This is a genomic window from Sulfitobacter sp. M85 (genome assembly GCF_029285915.1).
GTDB lineage: Bacteria > Pseudomonadota > Alphaproteobacteria > Rhodobacterales > Rhodobacteraceae > Sulfitobacter > Sulfitobacter faviae.
Genome location: NZ_JABECQ010000015.1, coordinates 1 through 16,675, shown reverse-complemented (window position 1 = coordinate 16,675; position 16,675 = coordinate 1). Strand labels below are relative to the sequence as shown.

At 59.3% G+C, this 16,675-nt stretch carries 21 protein-coding genes; 18 read left to right on the top strand and 3 right to left on the bottom strand.

Annotated features, from left to right (window positions below; genetic code table 11):
- A partial coding sequence (gene rpsU, locus HKX24_RS17160) for a 30S ribosomal protein S21 (RefSeq protein ID WP_276154206.1) occupies positions 1-186 on the top strand: 186 nt, incomplete at its 5' end.
- 79 nt (positions 187-265) lie between these two features.
- Here rpsU and HKX24_RS17155 read toward each other — a convergent pair.
- Together HKX24_RS17155 and HKX24_RS17150 are read right to left on the bottom strand one after the other, a co-directional pair.
- Positions 266-787 carry a hypothetical protein gene (locus tag HKX24_RS17155; RefSeq protein ID WP_276154205.1) on the bottom strand — a complete coding sequence of 174 codons (522 nt, stop codon included), beginning with the start codon at positions 785-787 and terminating at the stop codon, positions 266-268.
- A gap of 330 nt (positions 788-1,117) precedes the next feature.
- The gene (locus HKX24_RS17150; RefSeq protein ID WP_132446209.1) at positions 1,118-1,393 is read right to left on the bottom strand and encodes a hypothetical protein; all 276 of its coding nucleotides are present in this window, start codon (positions 1,391-1,393) and stop codon (positions 1,118-1,120) included.
- Positions 1,394-1,629: 236 nt separating this feature from the next.
- Between HKX24_RS17150 and HKX24_RS17145 the strand changes: the two genes are divergently transcribed.
- Together HKX24_RS17145 and HKX24_RS17140 are read left to right on the top strand one after the other, a co-directional pair.
- Positions 1,630-3,204 carry a hypothetical protein gene (locus HKX24_RS17145; RefSeq protein ID WP_276154204.1) on the top strand — a complete coding sequence of 525 codons (1,575 nt, stop codon included), beginning with the start codon at positions 1,630-1,632 and terminating at the stop codon, positions 3,202-3,204.
- Positions 3,194-4,201 carry a dienelactone hydrolase-related enzyme gene (locus tag HKX24_RS17140; protein ID WP_276154203.1) on the top strand — a complete coding sequence of 336 codons (1,008 nt, stop codon included), beginning with the start codon at positions 3,194-3,196 and terminating at the stop codon, positions 4,199-4,201. The genes HKX24_RS17145 and HKX24_RS17140 overlap by 11 nt, the downstream gene beginning before the upstream one ends.
- Before the next feature lie 105 nt (positions 4,202-4,306).
- Here HKX24_RS17140 and HKX24_RS17135 read toward each other — a convergent pair whose 3' ends face one another.
- A complete protein-coding gene (locus HKX24_RS17135; RefSeq protein ID WP_276154209.1) occupies positions 4,307-4,567 on the bottom strand; it encodes a hypothetical protein in 261 nt (86 codons plus the stop codon).
- Positions 4,568-4,769: 202 nt separating this feature from the next.
- Between HKX24_RS17135 and HKX24_RS17130 the strand changes: the two genes are divergently transcribed.
- The 15 genes from HKX24_RS17130 to HKX24_RS17060 all read left to right on the top strand — a co-directional run bounded on the left by HKX24_RS17130 (position 4,770) and on the right by HKX24_RS17060 (position 16,361).
- On the top strand, positions 4,770-5,138 hold the full coding sequence (locus tag HKX24_RS17130; RefSeq protein ID WP_276154202.1) for a hypothetical protein: 369 nt from the start codon (positions 4,770-4,772) through the stop codon (positions 5,136-5,138).
- A gap of 43 nt (positions 5,139-5,181) precedes the next feature.
- Positions 5,182-5,802 carry a lytic transglycosylase domain-containing protein gene (locus HKX24_RS17125; protein ID WP_276154208.1) on the top strand — a complete coding sequence of 207 codons (621 nt, stop codon included), beginning with the start codon at positions 5,182-5,184 and terminating at the stop codon, positions 5,800-5,802.
- Between the two features lie 71 nt (positions 5,803-5,873).
- On the top strand, positions 5,874-6,194 hold the full coding sequence (locus tag HKX24_RS17120; RefSeq protein ID WP_276154207.1) for a TrbC/VirB2 family protein: 321 nt from the start codon (positions 5,874-5,876) through the stop codon (positions 6,192-6,194).
- Positions 6,187-6,465: a VirB3 family type IV secretion system protein gene (locus tag HKX24_RS17115; protein WP_008327373.1), complete on the top strand. Its 279-nt coding sequence runs from the start codon at positions 6,187-6,189 to the stop codon at positions 6,463-6,465. The genes HKX24_RS17120 and HKX24_RS17115 overlap by 8 nt, the downstream gene beginning before the upstream one ends.
- On the top strand, positions 6,455-8,818 hold the full coding sequence (locus HKX24_RS17110; RefSeq protein ID WP_276154201.1) for a type IV secretion system DNA-binding domain-containing protein: 2,364 nt from the start codon (positions 6,455-6,457) through the stop codon (positions 8,816-8,818). Before HKX24_RS17115 ends, HKX24_RS17110 begins: the two co-directional genes overlap by 11 nt.
- Positions 8,815-8,982 (top strand): hypothetical protein, encoded by a 168-nt coding sequence (locus HKX24_RS17105; protein WP_276154200.1) that lies wholly within the window; start codon positions 8,815-8,817, stop codon positions 8,980-8,982. Before HKX24_RS17110 ends, HKX24_RS17105 begins: the two co-directional genes overlap by 4 nt.
- Complete coding sequence (locus tag HKX24_RS17100) at positions 8,972-10,126, top strand: lytic transglycosylase domain-containing protein (RefSeq protein ID WP_276154199.1); 1,155 nt, start codon at positions 8,972-8,974, stop codon at positions 10,124-10,126. The genes HKX24_RS17105 and HKX24_RS17100 overlap by 11 nt, the downstream gene beginning before the upstream one ends.
- A complete protein-coding gene (locus HKX24_RS17095) occupies positions 10,126-10,935 on the top strand; it encodes a type IV secretion system protein (protein WP_276154198.1) in 810 nt (269 codons plus the stop codon). The genes HKX24_RS17100 and HKX24_RS17095 overlap by 1 nt, the downstream gene beginning before the upstream one ends.
- Positions 10,936-10,949: 14 nt before the next feature.
- The gene (locus HKX24_RS17090) at positions 10,950-11,606 is read left to right on the top strand and encodes a type IV secretion system protein (RefSeq protein WP_276154197.1); all 657 of its coding nucleotides are present in this window, start codon (positions 10,950-10,952) and stop codon (positions 11,604-11,606) included.
- A 2-nt stretch (positions 11,607-11,608) separates the two neighbouring features.
- Positions 11,609-12,304: a TrbG/VirB9 family P-type conjugative transfer protein gene (locus HKX24_RS17085; protein ID WP_276154196.1), complete on the top strand. Its 696-nt coding sequence runs from the start codon at positions 11,609-11,611 to the stop codon at positions 12,302-12,304.
- Positions 12,301-13,680 (top strand): TrbI/VirB10 family protein, encoded by a 1,380-nt coding sequence (locus HKX24_RS17080; protein ID WP_276154195.1) that lies wholly within the window; start codon positions 12,301-12,303, stop codon positions 13,678-13,680. Before HKX24_RS17085 ends, HKX24_RS17080 begins: the two co-directional genes overlap by 4 nt.
- 4 nt (positions 13,681-13,684) lie before the next feature.
- Positions 13,685-14,671 (top strand): ATPase, T2SS/T4P/T4SS family, encoded by a 987-nt coding sequence (locus HKX24_RS17075; protein ID WP_276154194.1) that lies wholly within the window; start codon positions 13,685-13,687, stop codon positions 14,669-14,671.
- Positions 14,668-14,862: a DUF4177 domain-containing protein gene (locus tag HKX24_RS17070; protein WP_174859335.1), complete on the top strand. Its 195-nt coding sequence runs from the start codon at positions 14,668-14,670 to the stop codon at positions 14,860-14,862. Before HKX24_RS17075 ends, HKX24_RS17070 begins: the two co-directional genes overlap by 4 nt.
- Positions 14,859-15,272 (top strand): hypothetical protein, encoded by a 414-nt coding sequence (locus HKX24_RS17065; protein WP_276154193.1) that lies wholly within the window; start codon positions 14,859-14,861, stop codon positions 15,270-15,272. Before HKX24_RS17070 ends, HKX24_RS17065 begins: the two co-directional genes overlap by 4 nt.
- A gap of 12 nt (positions 15,273-15,284) precedes the next feature.
- Positions 15,285-16,361, top strand: coding sequence for a type IV secretion system protein (locus tag HKX24_RS17060; protein ID WP_174859333.1), 1,077 nt, complete (start codon positions 15,285-15,287; stop codon positions 16,359-16,361).
- The last annotated feature ends 314 nt before the right edge of the window (positions 16,362-16,675 follow it).

The following is a 16,675-nucleotide window of genomic DNA, read 5'->3' as shown; positions in this document are numbered from 1 at the left end:
AATAATGTCGATCAGGCTCTTCGGGTTTTAAAGAAAAAGCTTCAAAGCGAAGACGTTTTCCGCGAAATGAAACTCAAGCAGCACTTCGAGGAGCCTTCTAAGAAGAAAGTTCGCCAACAGGCCGAAGCGATCCGCCGGGCTCGCAAAGCGGCGCGCAAGCGCTTGGAGCGTGAAGGCGTGATGTAGGTCTACCGATACACATCACTCAGAAAATTGCCCTTCGGCGTGAGTTCATCTAAAACAAATGGCTTTTTCCCGACTGGGCTCAGTAGTTGACCTGCTCGTAGCCATATTTGCCCCCGTAATCGCGCCACTCGACGAATACCGAACGGTGGCGGATGCTCGGACAATTGTCGCCCCACCTCTCCAGCCCCACATGATCTTTCGGCAAGGTTCCGATCGATGAACGCTGCCAAGAGAAGTCTCCTTGAACGCCATAAGTTCCAAGTACAACGACCGCGCTCCGCTCGCAGTCCCCCTCGCTGCCTGCCTCATATTGTCGAGCGTTCCGCACATCAAAGATTCGTATCGAGCGCACGAAGTTAAACTCCGGACCGCTGATGTCGATGTCGGCGCGTTCTCGACCAAGCGTAATAGAAAAGTCACTGCTCTTATCACCCGTTTCAACCCTTTCCGCCGGGAACACGCCCGTCGATGACAGGCCGACTTCCTGAGATGGGGCAACGGTAATCGTCTGGAGCAGCGGATGACGCGGTCTATCGAACAGAATGTCGAAGATACGGCCGCCATTTTTACCAGTGCCATTGAGTTCATGGGATGCTCTCATCGGACAACGCCATATCTGCAATGGAGGCTCTACTGGCCAGGGGGTTATTCTTCGAATGAATTCCGCGCGGGCGCGTGAGCATGGCACTGATGCGGGCCAACCCCCTGAAAGACAGAGGAGAATCGCGCAATCGATCGGATAGGTTTGCGCCCTAACCCGCTCGGCCGTTCCGAAGAAAGACGTGGAGCCAAGAGCGACAAGGACGACGAAACGAGTAAGCGCTTTGGGCATGAATACTCTCCTACAGTTTTGGCAGGTTGACGGTCTCTCTAGATATTTTATATTCATTGCGCCAATAGTATATTTTTGAAAGACCTGCTCCGATGACTATTAAGGCCTGCTAATTTGGGTATGCTCGCCGCCACTCGAAAGCGCTTCGAGGTATTCGATCACTTTCACTGGTGTCGACGATTTTGCCTCTGCCAGCACTTCGGGATGAAGCGGCGGCTCGATAGAACCGGCAGGTACCTGCTCGTCCAGCCAGAGCACCGACAACTCAGAGGAATCCCACAGGTATACCCATCCAACCGTGCGCTCCCGATCATTTCCAAACAATCGGGCTATGGGCTCTGCTTCTTCTTTCAACAGTCTCACCGCTTTCTTCATTCCAGTTTCCAACCACCAAGCAGGATTTCGATCACGTCAGACATTCTCTGGCCCAGTAGATGGCGATCGAATCACACTGCCTTTAGTTGCACTGTCGTGAGCCGCGAATTCACGATACGAAGCGAACGCCGGCGAAATAGAACGAAACGAACAACGTTACGCCCTTGATAAAAAATGGAAAATACTTTGTTCCTCCGTTGGATGACGGAAGTGACTTTAAGGAGTTGTTCAGACGGTTGAGCGCGGCCGGAGCGGGTCGGCCTACTGACAAAGATGGGATACCCTTGGGGCCGTGGACACCCGAACTTCTTGCTACCGCAATCACTCAGATCGAAGCCAACCGGTCCGGGATCGAGCTGCGAACGGTGCAACTTTGGTACCAAGACAACGAGAAAGGAATCAGCACCGAGAACATTCGATGGTTGGCAAGGGTGTTTGGGTGTGATGATCCGAAGGCGACCAGCGAGTGGCAAACGGAACTTAGTGTGGCCCGGGCACGATTGGTAGCCAGGAGGCGAGCGCTGCGTGCGGGGTCAGACGGCCACGATGCGCATAGTCCTCCAGATACGGTTCAGAACGCGGCAATCGATGTTGATACCGTGGTTCCGTCACCGCTGGCGCACAAAGGTGAGGTTATATGGCCGAGGCGGAGATTTAGCTTGGCGAGAACATCGGAGGCCGTGTTCAACCGGGGATCCCCTTTGGATTTGTCGGCGTCAGTGTTCGCAGGGGCAGTGGCCCTTGGATTTTCCTCTTACTTTTTGGGCATTCACAGCATTGTTTTTCCGCAGGCGAATGGTGTGATTAAGCAGGTTGGGTACTTATGGGCACCGAACTGGACACTCCTCTTCATGGTGCTCATGCCGCTATACTTCGTATTCGTGCGTGACTTAGTGGTCTATTGGAGGGGTACAAGGCGGTCATTGTTAAGTCCTGAAGGTGAAGGGATCGCGAATGACGACATGTGGGTGCGAAAAGTCACGACCTTTTCGGTGACGTATTGGGCGGCCTTTCTTGTTTGTTTACCTATAGCTACGGTTCTTCAGTGGATCGATAGGTGTTTAGGCCCATTACTGACCCGCGATACCGGCAACTACCCGGTGGAATGGGCTCGGATGGCGATTGAGCGCCCGCACATCATTTCAATACCGGAGGCGGTCGCGTTCACCGGGTTCGCCTATCTCTACATGGGTGCGGTATTTTTTCTCTTCTTTGCAGGGCTCATTTTGCTCTTCACAATTTTATACGATTTTTGGGAACTTGGAGGAGATCCTGAACCTGGGGTAGATGGAGAATATCACTGGCAGCCTAATCAAGTCGGTCTCAAAATCATGCGTGGGATTTTTCGGTGCTGTATTTTGGGACTCTTGATTGCCATATGCATGAAGCTCCAAAGCACTTTTATGCTATCAAGTGAATCGACCATAACGGCTTGGTTGGCTAACGATTTCCTGTCAGTTTTGGGAAATCATGAGAAGGCAAGCGACTGGCTCGAATACAGCATGCCGACGAACTATAGCAGCCTGCTGATCGTATTGGCGACCTGCACTGTGTTTCTCTATGGGCTTATGCGAGTCCAGGCCGTGTTGCGTCAGCAAGGAGACATTGGACGTGGCCGAAATTGGAGAGAATTGGGAATGATGTTGGCGCTCATCGCCCTTCTGGTCATCGTCTACGTGCTGATCGGCGCGGTCGCCGGCTTCTCGATCTTGCTGTGCACCGGGCTGCTGTCTGCAATCTACGGCCTGATTTATCCAAGCATCGATACATGGCGGGTGACTGACCAAGGAGAAGAAGAAAGTGTATCATAGCTGGCTCGATCGTTGGGATGAGCGACGCGCAGAGCGGGGGGACGAAGTAAAGAGGCGGACAGACTTCGCTCTGGACACTGAACTTGCCTTCCCTAGCTCCGGACATCCGGCAGGTATCGAGGCCTTCTGTAATCTTGCAGACCAGGCTGTCGAGGACCCAACCTATTTCGATGAACCGGGTAACAACGACTTGGTCGTCGAACGCAAAGGAGATTGGGCCAAATTTCCTTCAGGAATTTATACTGACGTCGCAGAGAACAATCTCGTCTGGGCGAAAGTAACAGAAAGCAGATCATTCGATAAAGCTTTGGTTGTGTTTCACCATTGGAATGCAAGCGCGCGGTATCAACAGTTGGCGAACTTTTTCTCCCGGCGTGGGATCACGGTAGTCGAGATGGCACTGCCGTATCACTTCGAACGTAGCCGTCCCGGCGCCGATTATGCCGACTACATGCTAAGCCCGAATCTCGGACGGACGATGCAATCCATGAGGCAGGCAGTATGGGACGGTCGAAAGCTTATTCGTTGGCTAAGGGAGCAAGGTTTTAAAGAGATTTCTGTACTCGGAATGAGTCTGGGCTCTTGGGTTGCCGGATTGATTGCCGCCAACGACAAAACTGTTTCAAAAGCTGCGCTATTCCTGACCGCTGGAAGTCTTGCTGACATGGTGTGGACCGGGCGCGCAACTCGAACGATTTGCGAAAGCATCAAGCCCGCGATCGAACTGGACGATCTCAGAAGGGCATGGGGACCACTAAACTTGGTGAACCATGCGCATCATCTTGCGCGGGACAATCTCGAACTAAATGTGGTATTGGCCAAGCGAGACAAGGTGGTGCTGCCAGAGCTTTCTGAAAGGCTGATTCAAGGGCTGAAGGACGCCGGAGCCGGGCCTAGCATATTGGAACTGAATTGCGGCCACTATTCGCTGTCCATGCCGCCCTACATTGTGTCGGCCGGCCGAAGCGTGGCTCGCTTGTTGAAACCCGGCCCCTAAGCCGCTGACGACGGGCCTCGAACGGGTTCTCGGCTGAATTTCGCTCGTAGTCCAGTTATCGAATTCGGAACCCGCGCGACTCGGACCAAAAGGTTCGCCCCGAAGTTATTGGTGAAGCGAGCCCAAGAAGCGTCCATATTCCTCGCTGACTTCGCGCGCTTCGTCAAAGGCGCGAGCACGCTCCTCGTCGAGGCAGCGAAAATAATCCTGTATGTCGCGGAAGTAGAGCTCGAAATCATGACGGAGGATTTCCATAAATTCCGTGGCAACCTTCGGATCTCTTGGAACAAATGGCCGAGGCGGGGGTATGCATGAACCGGCAAGCGCCGGACAACCGACGAGCGACAGCAGAACGAATGTGCGCATCAAAGGTAGGATGCGCAACCGAAGGTAGCAAAAGCCGCTTAAATCCTTGAACGAGTGCATGTTACGTGCCTAAAGGTATCGGATTAACGTATACCGCGAAAATTATAATATACTATTGCGGTTATAAGTATACTATCGTAACCCTAGGCATCAAGTAGCATTGCCCGGGTGTTGCGTCTTTGGAGAAAGCGTGAGCCGGGCCATGAACTGGGACATAGAAGCACCAAATGTGGTTACGGAAGCTAGGTTCCGCGAGCTCGTGGAAAGCGGCTATAGCGCAGAAATCCTGTGCCAGGAGTCCGCACATAAGAAAGGCCCCAGCTATTACGGGGTCTGGATCATGCGCGTTGTCTCTGATGATGGGGGGGAAAAGCTCCTCGTCACCGCCCGCACGCGGACGAGCTACAACGATATCAAGATCCGCGAGTTCAAGACGATCTCCGGCGTGGTGTCTTTCTTCATTGGCCTTGGCTTTGCGCATGTCGACCTGCCCCTTGAGGCGGGTACAAGCCGTACGCATAAACTCGCCCCGCCAGACAAAGCCCCATCAGACAAGGGCGCTGGCAACTAAGTTCGTCTGTCTCTGGCTGGTCGCCGCGCCAGCCTCCGCGCAAATCGTTCTGGTCATGGAGAGCGACGGCTCTCTGACCCCATCCCAGTCTCAGAGCGGTTTTGCCCGGAACTACAATGACGGCGTTGGTCAGGGATCGGCGTCCGATGGTTTGGCCATTATTGGTGAGACGGAAGCAGCGACCAAACCTGACGCGCTGCAGCTTGCGGCACTCGCCCAGCCAGCACCCCTGCCCCGCGCAGACGTTCTCTTAGACATCGAGGCAACGGCCCTGCGCTATGCCAATCATCCTGGTTTGCGCCACGCAGAGCTCTCCGTGAGGGATTGGCTGGCTCTCTACCGGGCCAACATCGAGGTTGAGAGCGCCTACCGGCAGGATGCGATCTCAACCGCGGGCGCCATTGGTCTGGGTCAACTGATGCCAGCAACCGCGCGTGATCTCGACGTCAATCCGGAGGACCCGATGCAGAACCTCGACGGTTCCGCCCGCTACCTCGCGATGATGCTCGAGACGTTCGGCGATCCGCGCCTGGCGCTGGCCGCTTACAACGCCGGACCCGACGCCGTGCGCCAATATGGCGGCATTCCCCCCTACCGAGAAACCCAGAACCACGTGGCCCGCGTCATGGCTGTCGTGGCCCGATTGGAAGGATCAAATTCATGATGTCCCAACCTTTTTGGAAATCATTCCTCAAGTCACTTATCGGCAATGTCACGAGAGCGCGCAGCGCGGCAATGCATTGGCGATACCGGATTTTCCAAACAAGTTGGATTTCAAACCTCTTTGTCGCCTCACTGGCGCTCTTCCTGCTCATTGCCGAGCCCGCCCTCGCGCAAAGCATCGATCTCTCCCCGATCCAAAGCTTGTTGCAGGGCATTGTCGATGCTCTAACTGGCCCGCTCGGCGTCGTGATCGCCACACTCGCGGTCCTTGGCGTTTTCTTGAGCTGGTTCTTCAATATCATCGATCTGCGTCAGGCGCTCTGGGTCCTCGTCGGGATCGCTGGTGTTGCGGCCGCCCCCACCATCGTCGCCGCGGTTTTCGCCGGTGGCTGAGCGCTCGCCTCTCTTTCTGGGCCTCGTGCGCCCGCCGAAGCTTCTGGGCCTGCCCATCATGTACGCGATGGTCTGGCTTTTCGGCTCGGTGCTCTTGTTCGTCTGGGTCCAGCACATTGCGGTGCTGGGCGTGGCCGCCCTGCTCTACCCGGTTCTCTGGAAGGCCGCGGACTGGGATCCGCGTTTCATCGACGTGATGATGACGGCGCTGCAAGAGACGCCGCCCACGCGGAACCGCTCCATCCACGGCGGGGACAGCTATGCCCCGTGAAGCCGCGCTTGATCTCCGCGCGATGACGCCGGACTGGTACGCGCACGAGACCCGCCTCGCGCATATGCTGCCATATGTGAGCCTCGTCGATGACCAGACCGTGCGGACCCGGGTCAACGAGCTTTTCCAGTGCATCCGGCTCGACGGGGTCAATAGCTACACGACCGATGACGCCTATCTCGACAAGGTGACCGCGCTCTTTGCCCGGATCATTGCGCAATTGGGGCCGGAGTTCAGCTATTACGTCCATAAGGTCTCGAAGGCGATCACGCCGGACCTCGAGCCGCTGCGCGAGGACAGTTTCGCGGGAGAAGTCGACCGGCTCTGGCGCAAGAATCTAGAGACCAGCGGGCTGCGCGACAAGACGCTCACCCTTACGATCATCCATCGCCCGCCTCCAAAAAGCGTCCTGCCATTCCTGAACCGCAGCGCGCCGGATCGCCTCAAGGAAGCGACCGAGAAGCGCCTTCGCCGATTGGACGAGGCCGTGAACGTATTCCTGTCTGGCCTGACAGAGCTTAACCCACGTGTGCTTTCGGCCAAGTCCGGCGAGTTGATCGGCTTCCTGGGGGCCCTCAACACTGGCCAGGAACTGCCGCTCTATCCGGCGAACACCTATGGCTTCCTGTCCTTCAACGTCGCCAACACGCGAGTGACGTTTCAAGGCGATCACTTCGAGCTCTCCGAAGGCGTCGTGGGACACCGCTACGGCAAGAGTTTCACCATCGGGGAATACTCGGAAGGCACCTCCTGCACCATGTTCGACATGCTGAACCTGCCGGTCGACATGATCGTAACGCATTCCTTCACACCGATTAATTCGAACCTCATGGCTGGTCGGATTAAGCGGCAAAAGCGCCAGATGCAGGCCAGCCAAGATGCGGCGCTCTCGCTGATGGAAGCACTCGACATCGCCGCAGATGATCTCGAGGCCAAACGCCAGAGCTTTGGTGAGCACCACATGGTGGTGACGATCTTTTGCGATACGCTAGACGGGTTGCAGACCCTCAGCGCAGAGATCGTCAACGCCGCCGCCGCTGAAGGCGTGAAAATGATCGGCGAGCGCGTCGCGGCCAAAGCCCATTACCTCAGCCAGCATCCCGGCAATCAGCCCAAGCGCGTGCGCGCCAGTGCGATCACCAACCGTAATTTCGCCGACTTCGCGGCGTTTCATCGGACCCAGCTCGGCAAGCCTGCTCAGAAAACACCCTGGGGCAAGGTTATCACCTATCTGCCCACGCCCGAGCAGAGCGCATACCGGTTTTCCTATCACGAGCAAGGCTCGCCCGACAAAGAACCGACCAGCGGGCATACGCTGATCATGGGACGACCCGGGTCAGGCAAGTCGGTCCTCTCGGCCTTCCTTATGACGCAAGCCCGTCGAGCAGGGGCGCGGATCTTCGTCTTCGACTACCGTTTTGGTATGGAGATGGCGGTCCGCGCCAACGGCGGGCGCTACGCATCGCTCAAAGCCGGCCAACCCACGGGCCTCAACCCGCTCTGGACCGAGACCGATGCGCGCGGCACCGCCTGGCTCTCGGACTGGCTCGCCACCTTGCTCTATCGTGCCGACAAGCCGCTGACGCCCGCGCAAACAAATCGCATTCAGGAGGTCGTGCGCCAGAATGCGCAGGCCACGAACCCAGCCTTGCGGAACTGGCGCGACTTCGCATCGCTGTTCGTTTCGACCGACGATGGCGGCGATCTGCACCAGCGGCTGCTCGAGTGGACCGAAGAGGGCCGCTACGGCTGGATTTTCGGACAGACGCTGGAAGACACTTTCTCGCTGAAGGGCAATGTGGTGGGCTTCGATCTGACCGGCATTCTCGACAGCGAGGCCGAGAAGGAACGCATGGCCGTCCTCTCCTATCTCTTCCGCCGGGTTGAGCGCGAGATCGAGGATCGGCGCCCCACCATCATCGTGATCGACGAGGCCTGGAAGGCGCTCGATAACGCGTATTTCGCCGAGCGGCTGTCGAACTGGCTGGTGACCGCGCGCAAGCAGAACACTGTCGCGGTGATGATGACGCAATACGCCAGCCAGCTCGAGCGCACCCGGACCGGCAAGACCATCATCGAAGCCGTGCCCACGCAGATCCTGCTTCCGAACATCCGCGCCCATGCCGCCGATTACGCGATGCTGAACCTCTATGAGAAGGAACTCGACGTCCTTCTCAATACCGGCAGCGACAGCCGTCTCGCCCTCATCCGAGACGACCAGGGCTCCATCGTCGTCGATGCCGATCTGAGCGCGCTTGGGCCCAATCTAACCATCCTTGGCGGCATGGAAAAAGGCGAGGCGCTTGTCGGCGCCGATTACCGCAACCGCCCGGACTTCTGGAGGATTTCATGACCCGTATCTTGTTTTTGCTCGCCGCACTCGGCGCTTTGGCCTCCTGCACCCAATACCAGGAACCGCAGGCCAATTGCTTCACCTTCCTCGCTTCGACGGCCCCCATCGCGTCTGATTGCAGCTTCACGCCGATCGGCGTACCGGAGCGCGACATTGAAGTCTAGCCTGCCCCATATCTTGGCCCTTTGCCTGCTGCCCGGTCTCGCCTTGTCCCAAGGTGTGCCGACCAATGACAGCGGGCTGACCGCGCGCGATATCGTCGAGACCAGCGATCGCGAGGCCGATCTTGCGATCCAGGCCGACAAGCTTGCCGTGCGCGAACTCATCGCCGAGATTGAACGCGAGCAATTGGCCACCCTGCAGCGCATCCTCGATGCCCAGACAAGCTTTGGCGGTCAGGGCCTGCCAGCCATGGTCTCCGGGCTCGAAAGCGGCAGCGGCGATCCGACCCGCTCCGTCGAGGCGGTCTATGGCACGGGTGAGATCGATCCCAATCCTGGCGGCGCACAGATGTTCGGGGATGCCGCCGAGAACATCGAGCAGCTCATCATCCGCGTCGCGCAGGAGACCAGCGGCTTTGCAGGCGTGGGCCGCGCGGGTCTCTCGCCGGTTCAATGGCGCGCACTCCTACAGGCGCTCATCTGGCAGGAAAGCCGGTTTACTATTGGCGCCCGCTCGCCCGTCGGCGCCTTTGGCCTCACCCAGATTATGCCCGGTACGGCCAGCGATCTCGGCATCAACCCAGAATACTACGACAGCCCCTACCTGCAGGTGCATGGCGGCGCGCGCTATCTCGCAACGCAACTCAACACCTTCGATGGCAACATCATCAACGCACTCGCGGCCTATAATGCAGGCCCCGGCCGGGTCTTTGAATATGGCGGTGTCCCGCCCTTTACCGAGACCCAGCACTACGTCCAGGTCATCCCCGAACGCTACAATCTCTACCTAAGCCGCATCGGCGGGATCGAAGCGCTTGGGACGATCGACCCCGCGCTTCTGGCCAATGCCTACCTCTCGATGACCGGGCATGGCGCGGCTTTCTATGGCAACAACGCGCCCGCCGCGATCAGGCAAGCTGCCCTGCGTATCCAAGACATCGTCACGCGGATTTCCGCGACGGAAGACGTGCAGGAAAGCGTCGCGCTCAACACCTATGCCCGCGCCGAACTCGTGCGTCTCGTCGCGGCCCGCATCCGGCTACAGGCGGCGCGGACCCGCGTACTCTCGGCCGAAGAGCTGGCACAGGCCAGCGCCCGCATGGCCGAGGGCGCGTTCATGGAATTCACGATCAGGGAGATAGACTGATGAGAGATTTACTCTTGAGAACGGCCTTAGCCACGACACTTGGGATTGGCCTACACTTGGGAACCCTCTCCCTTGCCCTTGCGCAAGGCGTGCCCGTCGTCGATACCCAGAACATCGCGCAAAACATCCAGCAGCTCCGGCAGATGATCGGAGACGAGATCCTGCAAAACGAGCAGCTAACGCAGCTCCGCGAACAGCTTGCGACACTCACGGACCAACTCGCGGAACTGCAAAGAACCTATGAAGCACTTACCCGCCTTGCCGAACTTCCCGAGATTATCCGCACCGAGATGGAGGACGAGCTGAACGGCCTGCTCGACCAGGAGTTCGGCGATATCATCGCCACGATTGAGGCGATCAAGACCGGAGACTTCTCTGGCCTGTCGGGCTCCGGCGCGGGCGAGATCGAAACACAGATGGACCGGGTGCTGGCCGATCTCGGCTTTGATGACGATACCCTCACGGAAATGGCCACCAGCGGAAATCCCGGGGCCAACCGCGTGGCGACGCAGGCCACGACCGGCGCGCTCGTCTCGGCCGCTGCCCAGAACAGCTACGAGGACGCGGGCCAATCGCTGGAACGCGTCGACCGGTTGGTCGGGCTGATCGATGACATGGACGAACTGAAGGAAAGTATCGATCTCAACACGCGGGTGACGGCGGAGCTGGCAATTGCCCTCGTCGCCATGTGGCAGCTTGAGGCCGTGCAAACCGTGGGTGACGGCACAGGCGGCGTGATTGATGCCGCCACAATCGCCGAAGAACAGCGCTTCATGGATTTCACCTTGCCGGACCTTCGGGCCGAGTAATCGTGGGGGCATGAATGGTGGCGAGTGAACAAGAAATCATCGAGGAAGAACTGGTCTACGGTGCCTTGCGCCGCGAACGGCTCTGGCAACGCCTTGGCCTGACGGGCCTTGTCTTCGGTGTCATCGGCTGTCTGAGCGCCGCGGCGGTCTCGATCCTCGATGTCGACCCGCCCCCCGTCGTTGTTCCCTATGATCCCGCCACCGGCTTTGCACTCCCCGAAGCCTCGGTCGGCGCCTCCTCGGTGACCGCCAACCAGGCGATCATCGAGGCGGAGGTGTTCCGCTATGTGACCGACCGGGAGGTCTACAACCAGCTCGACAACGATCTGCGCATCCGCAACGTCCTGCGCCGCTCGGACGGAGCTGCCGAGAGCGGGCTGCGCCAGATCTGGAACAGCGCCTATGAGAACTACCCGCCGACAGTTTATGGCCCCAATGCCCGGCTTGATGTGGAAATCCTCAGCATCAACCGGATCGGTACGAACCGCGCCACCGTCCGCCTGCGCAAGCGCCTGACCTCCATCAATGGCGTCCAAACCGGGCTTTTCACCGCCACGCTTCTCTTCGAGTTCCGCCCCGAGACCCGCCGCTCCATCGATGAGGTCTGGACCAACCCCTTCGGCTTCACGGTCCTCGAATATTCCATCCGCTCCGACAGATTGGAGAATTGAATTTGTTCCCTGCTCGACTTTTCATATTGCTGATTGCCCTGTTGCCTGGCCTTGCTTTCGCCGAAGCCATCCCGCGTGGCGGGCCCAATGACAATCGGGTGCGGCTGGCAACATATCAAGAAGGTCAGGTCTACCGCCTCAGCGTGTCGCTCTCCCATGTGACCACGGTCGAGTTCGGGGAAGGCGAGAGCATCCGCTCGATCATTGCGGGCGACACGGAAGGCTTCGAGATCGACGGCGTACCCGGCGGTCAGGCCTTCGCGATCAAGCCGGTGGCGCGCGGGGTGCATACCAATGTGACCGTCTACACGAACAGGCGCAGTTATTACTTCAACGTCCAAGAGACCCGCAGTCCGACCTTTTACGTGGTCCAGTTCCGCTACCCCGAAGACAATACGCGGCCCACACGTGCCATCGCGGCCCAAGCGCCGAACTATAATTACGGTGCCAGCGCGCGGACCGAGTTCACCCCCACCCGTGTCTGGGATGACGGGACGTTTACGTATTTCGAATTTCCGCGGAACGCGCCGGTGCCTGCGATCTTCCGCTACGCGAATGGCCGAGAACGGACTGTCAACACACAAGCCACCGAGGACGGCGTGATCCGGGTTTCAGGCGTGAACCGACAATGGGTGCTGCGGATCGGGGAGGAGGTGGTCTGCATCGAGGCCACACCACCTGCGGGGGTAGGCTCATGAGCGATACTGGAAACGCAGACCTCGAGAAACGCCTCGCTGCTCTAGAACAAGGCAAGGGCGCAGGGTCACCCCCTGCCCCACGGCGCTCGCCACCTCTCGCTTTGGTCGTCGTCCTCGTGATCGGCGCGGGCGGTGCGTTGCTCTATCTCATGTCCCAACCCGAGGAAGAGGAAGCCCTGCCCACGGCCACGCCGGACGTGTTCCAGAACGAAGGCGACGGGTTTGGCGCGATCGAAACCCTCCCCCCACCCGAGCCCGAAGTCGTTCTGGTCGCACCGGAACCGGTGGAACCGAACGCCGAGCTTTTGGCGCAACTCGCCGCCCTTCAGGCCCAGATCGAGGAATTGCGCAACGCCCCCGAACCGGTGGTCGAGGAAGACACGGCTGCCGCCGAAGCCATCGATGCGCTGACCGCGCAGATCGCGGCGCTGCAAGCCGCCTCGGAAGCCGCACAGCAGCAATTCCGAGACGAACTCACTGCCCGTGATCGGGAGTTGGAGCAAATCCGCATGGACCTCGAACTTGCGCAGCTCGAGGCGAACCGCCCGCTTCCGGCACCCGTCGGTCCTACCGAGGACGAATTGCGCGCGCGGGAGGAAGAACGGCTCCGCCGCGAGGAAGAGGCACGGCGGCTGGCAGAACTTGAACGCCGCGCGGCGGAGGAACGCGCCTTCCAGGAGCGGCGCATCGCCTCGCCCACTATCGCCTTTGGTGGTGCCTCGGGTGCGAATGAGACGGCTCTGACCGAACGGACCTTTGGGGAAGTGACGGATTTCGTTCTGAACGGCGCGCTGCCCACTTCGGTGACACAGGCAGAAGTCATCGCCAACCCGTCCAACACCATCATTCAGGGTACAATGATCCAGGCCGTCATGGAAACCGCCCTCGACAGTTCCCTACCCGGCCAGACCCGTGCCGTCGTTTCCGAAGATGTCTACAGCGTCGACGGCTCTCGTCTCCTGATCCCGCGCGGGTCCCGTCTCATCGGGCGCTATCGCTCTGGCGTCGATATCGCGCAGCGCCGGGTCACCATCGCCTGGGACCGGATCATCCTGCCCGACAACCAGACGATCCAGATCAGCTCTTTCGGGGGTGACGAATTGGGCCGCTCCGGCGTGACCGGCTTTGTCGACACGCGCTTCGATGAGCGTTTCGGCTCAGCGGCGTTGATATCGCTGATCTCCGCCGCGCCAAGCGCTGCTGCTGCAAACGTCCAGGATGAGACCGCCGCGGACGTGCTCGAAGACGTGGGCGATGATCTGGCCGATGCCACGGACAGCGTGATCGGCGACTACCTCTCGATCGGCCCCGTCATCTACGTCGACCAGGGCGCGCGCGTCACGGTGATGGTCGACCGCGATCTGGAGATTTTCTGAGCCCATGTCGCTGAGCTATCTCGAAACCTCCCTCGACAGGATCGCCGCCGCCACCCGCGACGATGTCATCGAGATCTGCATCAATCCTGACGGAAGCTGCTGGGGAGAATTCCAGGGCGATCACTTCATGCGAAAGCTGGACCAGAGGCTGACCGCAACAGAAGTCAAAGACCTCGGCAACCAGATCGCCTCTTCCGCCAACACGACAATGAGCAAGGATCGCCCGATCGTTTCGGTCTCGATCACCTACAAGGGGCGACCGATCCGGGCGCAGGTCATCACTCCACCTGCAGTGCTAACCGCCATGTCGATCAGCCTTCGGTTCTTTTCAAGCCTGCCACTCGACGGGATCGCGCTCGATTTCCTCTATGGCAAGGAACGCAAACTCGAAGAACTCCGCCTCGAGAAAACCCGGGAACTGCGCGAGGTGGTGGCCGCGGGCGCCATCGACGATGCGCTGGCCTTCTGCGTAGACAACAAGCTCAACATGATCGTCTCGGGCGGTACTTCCACCGGCAAGACTGTCGCCGCGCGGAAGATCCTCTCTCATGTGCCATCCGAGGAACGCATCGTCACCATCGAGGAAGCCGCCGAGCTTCTGCCGACCCAGCCCAATGCCGTGACCCTCATCGCCAATCGCGACGCAGAATTCCAGACCGCCGATGTGCTTCTCACCGCCACGCTGCGCATGCGCCCCGACCGGATCATCCTCGGCGAGGTGCGCGGCAAGGAGGCCATGACCTTTCTGGAAGCCATCAACACCGGCCATGGAGGCTCGATGACCACGCTGCATGCGGAAACCCCACAACTCGCCGTGCAGCGCCTCGCGATCGCGGCCCTCAAGACCGAAATCCCGATGACCTATGCCGACATGATCCAGTACATCGAAAATTCCATTGATGTGATCATCCAGGCCGGCCGCCATGACGGCAAACGCGGCATCACCGAATTCTACCTCCCCGGCGCAACTGAGATTGGAACTTCCTCATGAAGACCTTTGAATACGATATCTTGTCCTTTCCCATGACCCGCAAAACCAGCCTTGCCGACATGCGGGCCAGCCTGAACGAGAAGGGCGCAGACGGGTGGGAGGTGGTGTCGATCAGCACTTCGGAATTCGCCAATATCGGGCACACGGTCTTCTTGAAACGCGAAACCACCACAATCGGAGCCACGGCATGAGGCCGGCACGGCTAACCCTTGCTTTGACCGGGGTGGCCCTGAGCCTACTGGCTGTCCCCGCCTTCGCTGAGCGGAATCTGGTGCCGACCCTTGAGCGCAGCTTCAACGTCTGTCCAGACCGCGCCGCTGAGCCCATGTGGATGCAGGAGATCCCCCTGCGCCAAGCCTATCAGCGCGTGTTGGTCCAGGACATCTACCGCGCCCAAAACCTCGAGCGCATCGTCGAGACCGGCAGCTGCGACTGTGAAATCCGCTTCCCATCTTGGGACGCGGCCGAGGCGGTGTTTCGTGAGCGCCACGCCAGTGACGAACGGTGGGAGATGCTTCAGGCCTCAGACGCCTACAACCGCCGCACCAACGCCGCCCGCCTTGCCGCCAAAGCCATCTGCGAAGCCGCGGGCAATTGGTAAGGCAGCCCCGTTATGAGCGTCGTCACCTACTTCGTTGAAACCTCGCAGGGCTACCTCGACACCGCTGCGGAAACCCAGTTCGGGTCCGTTGCGGCAACAGTCGGCACGCTTTTGATGCTGGGAACAACGCTGGTGGTGATCCTCGTCTTCCTCAACATGATCTACCAATACAAGGCGATGGACGGGCGCACGGCCTTCTGGCTCGCAGTCAAGATCGGACTGATCGGGATATTCGCGACCAACTGGGTCCAGTTCAACGCGCTGGCCTCCGCAATCCTTGCCGGCATCGACAGCATTGCGGGTGCCCTCGTGGCTTCGGTCGGTGGTGGAACCCCGGGTCCCTCCGGTACTTTCGCCGAAGAATTCGACCGGTTGATCGCCGAGTTGGGGGACTATTTGAACGCCGCTGGTTCCGAGTTGAACTGGATGGCCGGCGCCATGCTCGACATTGTTGGGGTCCTCTTGCTCTCGATTCTCGGCGGACTCGCAGCCTTCATACTCGTGGCCTCGCGTTTGATGATCGCACTTCTGATCGGGATCGCTCCAGTCATGATTTTCCTGACTCTCTTCGAGGTGACCAAGGACTATTTTGCACGCTGGCTGTCCGCCCTGGTCTCCTTCGCGCTTTACCCGATCGTCGTGGCCGGCGTGTTCGCAACGATCACTGGAGTCTCTTCCGCTCTGATCGGTGAGCTTGGCGACCCGGAAGGGGCATCAAATATAGGCGCCCTCATCCCCTTCTTCATGATGGTTCTCATGGCCAAGGGCTTCATCATCGCCACACCCTTTATCGTCCGTGCGATCTCGGGAAACATCATGATGCCCGCCCTCTCCGGTGGCCTAGGCGGCGGTTACAGCTTCGCCCGCGCCGCCATGGGCAGCCAGCAGGCCTACAACCGCTATCTGATCGGCGGTGCCAGTGGCGCAGAATACGCAGCCCTCAGGGCGCGGCAGTTTTTTGGTGTGCAGCAGATGCCAGTGCGGCAAGGCATGGGACAGACAGGTCAGGCAAGCGGCACTGGGTCACCGGGGGCAGGGTCTCAAATGCTGGCTCAACTGGCCCGGTTGGGAAGGCTGGGGCGGCGGTGATAGCCACCTGACAAAAACCTGCCAAAACTGCAAAGGTTTTGCCGGGGGTTTTTGTCTTGGCTGCGCGGTTGATCTTGGGCGGGGCAGGCGAAATGGACAAAAACGACCGTATTTGTCCCACCCGTTTTGACCATAGGTATTTGTCCAACAGCAGACGTTCGTGGAGAGCGCGGCGAAAGTCGGGAACGAGCCCATACCTCCCAATTGCTGCGCGAAGCACAAACGGGTTGGAAGCGCTGAAAGCCGACATCAACCGAGCCGCGAGCATGCCTCAGCTGCCAATTAGCCACCTCAGCTGACACCCCTTGAACCGG

Excerpts from the sequence above, each read along its gene's own strand:
- HKX24_RS17080 (WP_276154195.1), top strand. The coding sequence starts at position 12,301 with ATGAGCGATACTGGAAACGCAGACCTCGAGAAACGCCTCGCTGCTCTA.
- HKX24_RS17075 (WP_276154194.1), top strand. The coding sequence starts at position 13,685 with ATGTCGCTGAGCTATCTCGAAACCTCCCTCGACAGGATCGCCGCCGCC.
- HKX24_RS17065 (WP_276154193.1), top strand. The coding sequence starts at position 14,859 with ATGAGGCCGGCACGGCTAACCCTTGCTTTGACCGGGGTGGCCCTGAGC.
- HKX24_RS17070 (WP_174859335.1), top strand. The coding sequence starts at position 14,668 with ATGAAGACCTTTGAATACGATATCTTGTCCTTTCCCATGACCCGCAAA.
- HKX24_RS17155 (WP_276154205.1), bottom strand. The coding sequence starts at position 787 with ATGAGAGCATCCCATGAACTCAATGGCACTGGTAAAAATGGCGGCCGT.
- HKX24_RS17105 (WP_276154200.1), top strand. The coding sequence starts at position 8,815 with ATGACCCGTATCTTGTTTTTGCTCGCCGCACTCGGCGCTTTGGCCTCC.
- HKX24_RS17150 (WP_132446209.1), bottom strand. The coding sequence starts at position 1,393 with ATGAAGAAAGCGGTGAGACTGTTGAAAGAAGAAGCAGAGCCCATAGCC.
- HKX24_RS17095 (WP_276154198.1), top strand. The coding sequence starts at position 10,126 with ATGAGAGATTTACTCTTGAGAACGGCCTTAGCCACGACACTTGGGATT.
- HKX24_RS17120 (WP_276154207.1), top strand. The coding sequence starts at position 5,874 with ATGCATTGGCGATACCGGATTTTCCAAACAAGTTGGATTTCAAACCTC.
- HKX24_RS17060 (WP_174859333.1), top strand. The coding sequence starts at position 15,285 with ATGAGCGTCGTCACCTACTTCGTTGAAACCTCGCAGGGCTACCTCGAC.
- HKX24_RS17090 (WP_276154197.1), top strand. The coding sequence starts at position 10,950 with ATGGTGGCGAGTGAACAAGAAATCATCGAGGAAGAACTGGTCTACGGT.
- HKX24_RS17135 (WP_276154209.1), bottom strand. The coding sequence starts at position 4,567 with ATGCGCACATTCGTTCTGCTGTCGCTCGTCGGTTGTCCGGCGCTTGCC.
- HKX24_RS17110 (WP_276154201.1), top strand. The coding sequence starts at position 6,455 with ATGCCCCGTGAAGCCGCGCTTGATCTCCGCGCGATGACGCCGGACTGG.
- HKX24_RS17130 (WP_276154202.1), top strand. The coding sequence starts at position 4,770 with ATGAACTGGGACATAGAAGCACCAAATGTGGTTACGGAAGCTAGGTTC.